1 protein-coding gene is annotated in these 382 nt (G+C 77.2%); it reads right to left on the reverse strand.

The window, feature by feature from the left end:
• A partial coding sequence (locus tag R5H29_RS11405) for an aminotransferase class V-fold PLP-dependent enzyme (RefSeq protein WP_332329195.1) occupies nucleotides 1-382 on the reverse strand: 382 nt, incomplete at both ends.

Here is a 382-nt window from a genome sequence, read left to right on the forward strand (position 1 = left end):
CGCACACCCCCGCCCGATCGAGCGCGATCACCTGCGTTTCCGCCGGCACCCCGGGCAAGGCGAGGCAGGTGGTGTTGGGCAGCCGCGCCGCTCGATCACCCAGCGGGACCGCGCCAAGCCCCACTGCGCCCGCCTCCATCCCGTCCCGCAGCGCGGCGATCGCGGGCAGGGCAGGGGTGCCGCCCCGCCGCCCGCGCTCCTGCCCGCCCCCCAGGATAAGCGGTGCGAAGCTCAGCCCCGGCCGCAGCGCCAGCGCGCCCGCGCCCTTGATTCCACCCAGCTTGTGGCCGGAGACGGTCAGGCTGTCCGCCCCCAGCGCCGCCAGATCCACCGGCACGCGCCCCACCGCCTGCACCGCGTCCACGTGCAGCAGCGCGCCGTG

This window comes from Stenotrophomonas sp. A3_2, assembly GCF_036624925.1.
In the GTDB taxonomy this organism is placed as follows: domain Bacteria; phylum Pseudomonadota; class Gammaproteobacteria; order Xanthomonadales; family Xanthomonadaceae; genus Stenotrophomonas; species Stenotrophomonas hibiscicola.